Raw genomic sequence first — 8,497 nt, forward strand, 5'->3', positions numbered from 1 at the left:
GTGGCTGGCTGCCACCAGAGGCAGGTGCTTCGCCAGAGGCAGGTGCTTCGCCAGACGGCGCTGGTGTGGTAGTGGAATCGGCTGGCGCGGCTGGTTCAGCCGCAGGAGCCGGTGCTGCCGGCGCTTCCGACGTTGTTCCCGGCGCTTTGGGCTCAGTCGAATCGCCACCGTTGTCGCATCCGGCCAGACCTAACAAGCCAGCGAATACCGCTGTCAAAACCATTGATCGTGTCGTATTGAATTTCATGACTTAACCTCTTTATTTGAATTGCGAAATCAGTACAAACCATTATTCGCACTTTCACGCCAAAGGTCATTACAGAACGACTATAAAGTGCTTGTATTTGTAACATTTGCAATTTTTTCGAGCCGCGACCAATTTGGCTATCTGCTTGATTTGGCTTGCAAAAGGCTGAATAATGCGCTTTGCCGATGTCTTAATATTTAACGTTTTGCACCGGCTCAGGCAGCCTGATTATGTGCAGATGCGACTGAAAGAGGCTTTCAGCAGGCACCTGCGTTCGCGAAAGAGGCGTATGTCATTCCTGGTCGCGCGTTTTTGCGGCAGGAACGACTGCTACGACGATCAGACGATGCGTACATTCAACTGACCCAGCCCGTCCACTTTGCCGACCAATTCATCGCCGACCGTGACCGCGCCCACCCCTTCCGGCGTGCCAGAGAAAATCAGATCGCCAGGTTGTAGCTCAAACAATCCCGACAAATAGGCAATGGATTCAGGAATAGACCAGATCAGCGACGCAATTGTGCTGCTCTGACGTGTCTGGCCATTGACATCCAGCGAGATGGCAGCCGAGTCAATGCCCTTGACCGTCGCCGCCGGATGTACAGGTCCGATCGGACCCGACAGATCGAATGCCTTGCCCACTTCCCAGGGCCTGCCCTGCTTCTTGGCCTCGCCCTGCAAATCGCGACGAGTCATGTCCAGGCCCAGTGCATAACCGAAAACCATCTGCGCCGCCTGCTCTACCGACACGTCCTTGCCCCCTTTACCAATAGCGACGACCAATTCCATTTCATAATGCAGGTTAGCCGTTTTGGAAGGATACGGCATTTGCCCTGTCTGACCGTCGGAGACAGGCAGCAATGCATCAGCTGGCTTGCAGAAAAAGAAAGGATCTTCACGGCCTGTAAAACCCATTTCCTTTGCATGCTCGGCGTAATTGCGTCCTACGCAGTAAACACGGCGCACCGGAAAGCGCGCATCGCTACCTGCGACAGCAAGGGAAACAATCTCGGGGGCGGGAAATACATATGTCATAGCAGTCTCTTAAATGGTATTGGTTATCATGATCAATAAAACGTTGCGGCAGGCTAGCGTGGATCGCTTTGTGCTCGCCATCAAAAAAAGGGCCCGGTCGTATACTGCCGTGCCCTTTTTAAAAGTCGTTGGAAACCAGCGGATTATTTACCTTTCTGGAATCGCTCGATACTGCTGGTGATCTCCGTATGCGCCGCTTCGACCCCTTCCCAGCCTTTGATCTTGACCCACTTGCCTTTTTCAAGATCTTTGTAATGCTCGAAAAAGTGTTGAATGCGCTGCAGGTCCTGCTCTGGCAAATCAGTATGCGCATTCAGGTTGCTATAGGGAGGGTACAGCTTGTCGACCGGGCGAGCCAGCAATTTGGCGTCGCCACCGGCTTCATCATCCATTTGCAACACGCCCAGGGCGCGGCATTTGATGACCGATCCGACCGCAACAGGAAACGGCGTCATGACCAGCACATCGACCGGATCGCCATCATCAGACAGTGTGTCCGGAATATAGCCATAGTTGCACGGGTAGTGCATGGCCGTCATCATGAAGCGATCTACAAACACCGCCCCGGTGTCTTTATCCACTTCGTATTTAACCGGATCGGCATTCATCGGAATTTCAATTACAACATTGAATTCTTCCGGCGTCTTGGAACCGGCCGGGACATTTTTCAAGCTCATAGTCAACTCTTCTGGTTACTGTGGTTACGATTTTTCATTCAATTCATCCGTCCTGATACCGGGGATGGGTGCACTGTCAAAATACTCATCATCGGCTTCCGGCCGTTTGGCATAGATCGTTTTCTCGGACGCCTCATCTGCGCGTTCCTGCTCAATTTGCTGTTCGGCACGCTTGCGGTCAGGCGGGCCGTCCGGATCCATTCGCGTATCGGCCGCAGGCAGGTATTTTTCTCCTGCGACTGTGGGCAGCATGGAGATGGAGGCCGAGGCAAAACGCCAGTGCTTGACTGCCTCGGCAGGCTTGCCCAAGCGGTCGTAGAGCGCACCAAGCAAGGTATGCGTGCGTGGATCTTCACGCAACTTGAGGCTACGTGTCAGATAGCGCTCGGCCTGTCCCCACAACTGCGCGGCCAGGCATAAGAAACCGAGCGCATTGAGCAGATCAGGATTGTTTTCGTCTTTCTCGAGCCATTGCTGCGCTTTGGTCAGGCGTGCATTGACCTGTTCGGCCGGGCACTGGACATAGGCATTAAGCAGTCGCGGGTCAATATGTTCCCGCAACGAGGCTTCCAGTATTTGCCCGGCAGTGTCGGGATGGCCGGCGGCCTGCGCTTTCTCGGCAGCAGCCAGTGCGATCAGCGGCATGACCTTTTCAGCCGCGCTGAATGACTTCCAGGTATTGGCCCAACTATCCCGGGTGGTCGCTTTCATGACCGCCGCACCGGCATGCTCAATGAGACGCTGGCCCTCGAAACTATCGATGGTTCCTTTCCTGTTCAGCGCACGCGCTACCTGCAGCAATTTATCCTGGTTACCAATTTGCTTGTAACCGCGCAACAGCAGTTTCTGGATATGGTCCTGATTGGCACCTCCAGCTTTTGCCAGTGGCTCGAGCAATGCCAGCGCCTGTTTGGATTCGCCTTGCTCCAGCAGCATTTCCGCACGGATGGTAGTGGCGGCATCCTGCATCCTGGGGTTGCCCTGCGCCTTGGACTGTGCAGTCAGAAGCAACGCATCCCGTTCGGCATAGCGCGACTGGTTGTGCGCCGCCTTGGCCGCCGCCAGACTGGCCAGCGCCTGCCTGCCACTGTCACGACTGCGATTGAGCAGGCGGGTCAAATCCTTTTCCGCCGGGCTGCTTCGCCCTTCCAGCAATTCGACCCAGCCCCGCTCCAGCAGATCATAGTCCTTGCGGGTGTGCCGGCGCTGATTCCAGTTGCGCCATCGCGTTGGCGCATCCATCAGAACACCGATAAAACGAAAGATGAGGTAAAAAACGAAAAAGGCAATGACAATGAAGACCAGGCCAGAAGCCAGCGACACCGTACGGCGCTCATCGCCGGTCACAACCATGAAATAGCCGCTGGAATCACGCAACAAGAGTGCGGCAGCAACAGCAACAGCAAACAGGACGAGTAATTTCAAACTGGTTCGCATGCATTACTCCTGTCCGGGATTCATGGATTTAAGCTGCTTGCGGGTTTCCTGAACCGCCTTCACGCTCTGCGTGATGGACGGCAACTGCTGCCTGACACCAGCCTTGAGCAGTTGCTGAAGTTGGCCCAGCACCTGTTGCGTCTCAACCGAATCCTGATTGAAACTTTGTCTGACACCGTTGACGACGGTTTCAAGCGATGAAGTCCAAATACCCTGCTGTCTATTGAGCAATGCCTGCTGGGCAAAATGCAAATGCTGCTTCAGATTTGCCCGCAACTGGGCTGCCTGATCAACCGTGAGCAACATCTGATTCGGATCGGCCAGTTTTTCCACTCGCACAATCCCGCCAAGATCGGAACGCAATCCTTCCCAGGCAGCAACCGGCCAGGTTTTCACCTCGTTCCAGGCACGCTCATACCAGACATCAGAGGATGCGACCGAGTTCGTATCGTTCGCGCTTCCCGCAGGGGACGTCACTTCCGAAGACTGTCCGGTCATGGGTTTGGCGCCCGCCTGATCGGGAGCCAGCATTGGCAGCGCATCAATTTTTCCGGACAATGCCGCTACTTGGGCAAATTGCGCATCCACGCTAATGGCTGGCGCAGACTTCAGGGTAACGATATCGGCAGCCAAAGCGCCACGCAACCCTGCCAGCACCGGCGCATCAGCCTGATCTATGGCCTTGATTGCTGTTTCCAGCGAAGCCAAGGCATTTTCAAGGTTGCCGGCGATAGCAAGCTCATTCTGTGCCATGGAGACCAGACGACTCACATCATTGACCACAAACAGGGTTGTCTCATCACGCGAGGCTTGCAAACGGGTTGTTTGCAGCTGCTGCAGTTGCTTTTGTGAAGACTCCAACTGATCGCGCAGCGCAATAATCTGTGCCGACTGCCGATCAAGCTGATCGCGAATGTCGGCCGGCAAGGAACCGGTAAAACCGCCCGTGCCTGACCCTGCGGCTGATGGGGCACCAGACGCATGAGGTGCATCTACGGCCGTTGCCGGCGTGCCTGTAGCGGATGTGGGCGTAGTAGCAGTATCTTGGCCTGAAGCGCCGGCTGTGTCTGTCGCATCGACCGACGCATCGCCGGATGTGTTTTCTGTGGTCGCAGTACTGGATGATTGCGCCGTTGAGTTCCCGGCGGGCTCAGCCCCCGACTGCGTTGGTTCGCTATTGCTTGCTGTCGGGCCCATGGGCGTACTGCTGTTGCTGCCACTTGCCTCATCCTGAGCAGTCGCCGCAGCGTCGTCAGGCGACGCACCCTCTCCTGCAACGTCTGCATCAGCCTGGGCATCGCCACTTGTCGTGACTGGCGTTGTGTCGGCACTCTGGGCCGATTCTGCATTGCCGGCTGCATCTGATTGTGAAGAATCTGATGAATCTGATGTAGCATCTGCGGCAGGCGTCTGGTCCGGTTGCGCGGCGCCGGATGCCGGCGCCTCTGCAGGTGCGGAAGAGTCAGACTCGCTGGAAGTCTGACTGCTGCTTTCGAGCTCGGACTGATTATTCTGAGCGTAGTAGTAACCGCCAGCTGCGATGGCCGCCACGACCACAAGCGCCGCAATCAATGGCCCTTTGGTGCCTTTACCTGCATTGCTATCGTTCTTGCCCGTCTCAATGGGAGGAATGGCGCCACCTGCAGCGCCAGAAACAGGCTTTGCCCCAGCTGCCGTATCGGCCTTGCCAACATGCACTGCCGTTTTCTCAGCCGTGGTTTTCTCGTTAGCCAGCTCTGCATCCGTCACTGTATCCGGCGCTGCGCTCCTTTGCTGCGCTTGATGGCCAGCCGCTTCCGGTTTTTTTTCATTTTCCGTATTTCGCGCGTCGTCCTGTTTTTTTTCCATGTTTTTCAATTCCTTACTATCCAGAAAACCAATACACCGCTTGGCGATACGTTCGTGAAAGTTTTGTACATTGTAGTGGATTACAGCAGGCTTTTAATCCGAGATTGTAACGATGTGGAAAATTGCGTCTTCCTGCGGCAATGCCTGTACGATGCGCAATGTGCCGGCGTTCCCTGCTGGCAGTTTTTGCTGCCAGGCATGCTTCAGACTATCGACCTGTCCTTCATGGGTGACCACAAAGGTCGTGGATTCGGCAAGCGGATCCGGGTCTATCTGGGCCGTGGCCAGATTATCGACGAACGCTTCTATCCCCTGAGGGCTGGTCAGTACCACATATTTTTTTTCCGCCGGATCGGCAAGCAGGCTGCTCATTTGGCGCTGCTGCTGCCTATCCCATTGCCTGGCATCCCGCCTATACAAGGGCAGGCGCTTGACTTGAAGCGATAGTTCCTGCAATTGCCGGGCAAGCCACGGGTTGCCTGTGGTGCCACACACAATCAACACTGAGCTGAGGCACGCAAAAACGGCACTGGCCTTCAACCGTGCCAAAAAACCACTGGAGTCGTAGGGCTGATCGCCGGCAGGACACAGGATCTGCTGTTGTGCAACCCCCTGGCGCTGCAGCGCCAGGACGGTTCCCGGGCCCACGCAGCCGGCACGCAGCCCTTGCGGCCATCGCATGCCTTGTTCAGCCAACAGATCAAAAAAGCGATCGACTGCAAAACCACTGACAAAAAATATCAGATCAAATGTGGCTGGATCAGGAACCGGGTCTGTGGCGGCGATTGGCTGCAACGTCAGGGCCGGCAGTGTGGCAACGCGCAACCCTGCCTGTTCAAAACGCAGTTGCAGCGCCTGGTTTTTTCCTTGTGGTCTTGTGAGAATGACCGTTGCGCGCGAATGGTGCACAACCTGGGCTCACGCCTTGTCGGCGTCGTTCTGTGATGCCTCGTGCAGTGCCGCCAGTATCTCGTCGGCACCCTGCTCCCGAAGCGCTTGCGCCACCACAACCCCCAACTGATCGGCGCCTTCGGCACTGGATGTCCGGGTACTACGCAATACACGCGAGCCGTCGGGCGTTGCCACCAGCGCGTTGAGCGTGACTGCATTGTCTGTCAGTGTAGCGTAGGCAGCAATCGGCACCTGGCAGGATCCGCCCAGCGTCCTGGATACCGCCCGTTCCGCCGTAACACAGGCGGTGGTTGCCGGATTGGCCAGGTCGGCCAGGATCTCCAGCAGCTCCGTGCGCGCTTCCAGCACCTCAATACCCAGCGCTCCCTGCCCCGCTGCGGGCAAACTCTCGGAGACGTCCAGCCGCGATGCAATGCGGTCACCGAGTCCCAGGCGCTGCAACCCCGCAGTGGCCAGTACGATGGCATCATAATCGCCGTTATCTAGCTTGGACAAACGGGTGTCCAGGTTGCCGCGCAGGGGCTTGACCACCAGAGATGGATAGGCCGCCCGAATCTGCGATTCACGGCGCAGGCTGGATGTGCCCACCACGGCGCCAGCCGGCAATTGGCTCAGTTGATGATAGGTTGACGATACAAAGGCGTCGGTCGGATCGGCCCGCTCCAGGATCGCCGCCAGTGCAAAAGGAGACTGCAGATCAACCGGCACATCTTTGAGCGAGTGTACGGCCAAGTCTGCCCTGCCGTCTACCAGCGCCGTTTCCAGTTCCTTGATAAACAGCCCCTTGCCACCTATCTTTGACAATGTACGATCCAGAATCTGGTCGCCCTTTGTGGTCAGTTCCAGAAGTTCGACCTGCAACTGCGGGTAATGGGCCAGGAGCAGCTCACGAACGTGATGCGCCTGCCAAAGGGCAAGGCGGCTCGCACGGGTTGCGATGGTCAGTTTTTTAAGTTCGGTCACGCGGGGTTCCTGCTAAATATATTTAAAATCGCGAATCAGGGGAAAAGGCGGGCAATCATGGACAGAAGCAATGGGCACAACCTGGCCGGCGCCCACCCAACACATGGCCAGGAGCACGGGTGTCGGGCCTTTGGCCCCCCTGTGCTAACGCAAATAATTAATGGCTACGGTAACGGCTATACCGATTACCGCCAGAATAAGCAGACCTTGCAAGATACTGCGTTTGGGTTTTTCTTCCATAGTGTCAGACCTTCATACGAGTGGCAGACCTGGCGTCTGCGGACATGTAAAACAACAAACCCCGCCGGGGCGAAAAGCCTGGCGGGGTTGCCTTCCGGCACAACCGGATCAGGACAGCATCCGGGTTGTCTCGGACTATCGGTCAACTCGGGTTAGTGCGTTTCAGTTACCTGCGACTTGCCCTTGCGGGAAGCCAGCCATTTACCCAGACCAACAACCAGAATTATGCCAATGACTTCTACCGCAATCTTAACAGTTTGCGGTGCTGGTCCGCCATTGAAGAATGTTCTTTCTGTAAATACGTCAGTAATCAACATGCCGCCGGCCAGCCAGCCCAGCAGACCTGCACCCAGCGTAATCACCAGCGGATACTTGTCGATCAGCTTGAGCACCAGGGTGCTGCCCCAGATAATAATTGGCACGCTGACAATCAGACCGAAGGCCACATAGGCCACTTCATGGCCTGGCGTGGTTTTCTGTGCAGCAGCGGCGATGGCAATGACATTGTCCAGACTCATGACAAAGTCGGCAATCAGGATGGTTTTAACCGCGGTCCACACTGAAGTGCCCCCGGACACATTACCATGCTCATCCTCTTCGGGAATCAGCAGCTTAATGCCGATCCAGATCAGCAATGCGCCACCTACAATTTTCAGATAAGGAATCTCCAGCAACTTCAGTGCGAAAGCGATCAGAATCACCCGCATGATGATGGCGCCGAAAGTACCCCAAAGAATGCCTTTCATGCGTTGCGCTTTTTCCAGATTGCGGCATGCCAAAGCAATGATGACGGCGTTGTCACCACCTAAAAGTATGTCAATGAGAATAATCTGGAATATTGCGGTCCAGCTCAGGGTCTGAAAAAACTCAAGCATAATGAAAGATCACCTCTGTTAGATTTGTATGATATGCAGGTGGGCCTGGCGACTGCCGAATGCCCTCTGATGTGCCGGCACCTGCATCGTATCGCGCCGCGCATTGGGCGCGCGGCAACACAATGGACACGACCTGCTCGACCACCCGATCAGCTACGGCTCGGTGTGATTGGCGAGAAGGTATAAAAAAAGGGCACTTGAGCGCCCTTTCCTGCTCCAGACTGCGAGCAATTATAAAACAGAGTGTTCAGTACTACGTCAGT

General features: G+C 55.8%; 7 protein-coding genes and 1 pseudogene. 1 reads left to right on the top strand and 7 read right to left on the bottom strand.

The genetic code is table 11. The features are described 5' to 3' along the window. Positions 1-254: pseudogene (locus ACTIKR_RS13005) on the top strand (hypothetical protein); the annotation flags it as partial. A 332-nt stretch (positions 255-586) separates the two neighbouring features. Here ACTIKR_RS13005 and ACTIKR_RS13010 read toward each other — a convergent pair. The 7 genes from ACTIKR_RS13010 to ACTIKR_RS13040 form a co-directional block, all read right to left on the bottom strand. Beyond that, the gene (locus ACTIKR_RS13010) at positions 587-1,282 is read right to left on the bottom strand and encodes a fumarylacetoacetate hydrolase family protein (protein ID WP_442328045.1); all 696 of its coding nucleotides are present in this window, start codon (positions 1,280-1,282) and stop codon (positions 587-589) included. 143 nt (positions 1,283-1,425) lie between these two features. After that, on the bottom strand, positions 1,426-1,959 hold the full coding sequence (gene ppa, locus ACTIKR_RS13015; protein WP_442328046.1) for an inorganic diphosphatase: 534 nt from the start codon (positions 1,957-1,959) through the stop codon (positions 1,426-1,428). Between the two features lie 24 nt (positions 1,960-1,983). Then, entirely contained in the window at positions 1,984-3,396 is a 1,413-nt protein-coding gene (locus ACTIKR_RS13020; protein ID WP_442328047.1) for a heme biosynthesis HemY N-terminal domain-containing protein, read from the bottom strand. Between the two features lie 3 nt (positions 3,397-3,399). Next, a complete protein-coding gene (locus ACTIKR_RS13025) occupies positions 3,400-5,244 on the bottom strand; it encodes a uroporphyrinogen-III C-methyltransferase (RefSeq protein ID WP_442328048.1) in 1,845 nt (614 codons plus the stop codon). Between the two features lie 93 nt (positions 5,245-5,337). After that, positions 5,338-6,153 carry a uroporphyrinogen-III synthase gene (locus ACTIKR_RS13030; protein WP_442328049.1) on the bottom strand — a complete coding sequence of 272 codons (816 nt, stop codon included), beginning with the start codon at positions 6,151-6,153 and terminating at the stop codon, positions 5,338-5,340. Between the two features lie 9 nt (positions 6,154-6,162). Further along, positions 6,163-7,119: a hydroxymethylbilane synthase gene (gene hemC / locus ACTIKR_RS13035; RefSeq protein WP_442328050.1), complete on the bottom strand. Its 957-nt coding sequence runs from the start codon at positions 7,117-7,119 to the stop codon at positions 6,163-6,165. A 392-nt stretch (positions 7,120-7,511) separates the two neighbouring features. Then, a complete protein-coding gene (locus ACTIKR_RS13040; protein WP_193086984.1) occupies positions 7,512-8,234 on the bottom strand; it encodes a TerC family protein in 723 nt (240 codons plus the stop codon). Positions 8,235-8,497 lie beyond the last annotated feature (263 nt).

It is taken from the genome of Advenella sp. (assembly GCF_052108595.1).
In the GTDB taxonomy this organism is placed as follows: domain Bacteria; phylum Pseudomonadota; class Gammaproteobacteria; order Burkholderiales; family Burkholderiaceae_B; genus Advenella.

What these genes read in the sequence shown, in the direction of transcription:
- ACTIKR_RS13010 (WP_442328045.1), bottom strand. Translation starts at nt 1,282, where the DNA reads ATGACATATGTATTTCCCGCCCCCGAGATTGTTTCCCTTGCTGTCGCA.
- ppa (WP_442328046.1), bottom strand. Translation starts at nt 1,959, where the DNA reads ATGAGCTTGAAAAATGTCCCGGCCGGTTCCAAGACGCCGGAAGAATTC.
- ACTIKR_RS13020 (WP_442328047.1), bottom strand. Translation starts at nt 3,396, where the DNA reads ATGCGAACCAGTTTGAAATTACTCGTCCTGTTTGCTGTTGCTGTTGCT.
- ACTIKR_RS13025 (WP_442328048.1), bottom strand. Translation starts at nt 5,244, where the DNA reads ATGGAAAAAAAACAGGACGACGCGCGAAATACGGAAAATGAAAAAAAA.
- ACTIKR_RS13040 (WP_193086984.1), bottom strand. Translation starts at nt 8,234, where the DNA reads ATGCTTGAGTTTTTTCAGACCCTGAGCTGGACCGCAATATTCCAGATT.